This is a genomic window from Cohnella suwonensis, from assembly GCF_042655365.1.
Lineage (GTDB): Bacteria > Bacillota > Bacilli > Paenibacillales > Paenibacillaceae > Cohnella > Cohnella suwonensis.
On record NZ_JBHSMH010000085.1, the window covers coordinates 1 to 986 of the forward strand.

A 986-nucleotide genomic window follows, 5' to 3' on the forward strand; every position below is an offset into this window, starting at 1 on the left:
GGTGTGAAGCATGCGGATCGCTATGAGCCCAATGTGAACCGTACGTATTACGAAATGGCATCCCATTATGGTAGTGCCATTCTGCCGACAAGACCTCGGAAGCCAAAAGATAAAGCTAAGGTAGAAGCAGCTGTTCTACTTACCGAGCGCTGGATCTTAGCGGCACTACGAAATCGACGTTTCTTTAGCCTGGCTGAGTTAAACGAGGCGATTCGTGAGTTGTTGAATCGCTTGAATGAGAAACCATTCCAGAAGATGGAAGGATCTCGAAAGCTCTTGTTTGAGAGTCTGGACAAGCCAATTCTTCGGCCACTTCCGCCCAAGCCTTATGAATTTGCATTTTGGCGATTATCCCGAGTCAACATCGACTACCACATTACCGTCGAATACGTCTACTACAGCGTGCCCTACACCCTTGTGAAGCACGAAGTTGATGTAAGAATGACGGAAGGAATCGTCGAGATATTCCACAAAGGCAGTCGAGTTGCTAGTCATCGCCGGGCATACCGGAAGGGACAAATGGTCACCGATCCTCTCCATCGACCCAAATCCCATCAGAAACATATGGAATGGACGCCTTCACGTCTTATCGATTGGGGCAAGAGTATGGGCCCGAGTATCGGCAAGCTCATCGAAGAAATATTGGCTCGTAAGCCTCATCCCGAGCAGGGTTATCGCAGCTGTCTAGGCATTATCAGTCTCAGTAAGAGGTTTTCTACGGAAAGACTAGAAGCCGCAGCCGCTCGAGCCATCGCCATCGGTGCCTTCTCCTATACCAGTGTCAAATCGATTCTGGAGAAAGGAATGGAGCAGTTGGAGCTGCCTTTGTTCATTCCGGAGACGCCGACACCCGTTCATGAGAATGTGCGTGGCGCGTCTTATTACCAAGAGAACCGTTCTAGCAAGTTCGTTCATTAGCTCTATATTCAGCGAACCAGCGAGCTCTCGCCGGTTCGCCCAATCGGAGGTAGACTCTGTGTTAACTC

Annotated in this window: 1 protein-coding gene; it reads left to right on the forward strand. The window is 49.8% G+C overall.

Annotation, left to right across the window (positions count from 1 at the left end; genetic code table 11):
- A partial coding sequence (locus tag ACFPPD_RS20350; RefSeq protein ID WP_417286514.1) for a Mu transposase domain-containing protein occupies positions 1-918 on the forward strand: 918 nt, incomplete at its 5' end.
- Positions 919-986: the final 68 nt, after the last annotated feature.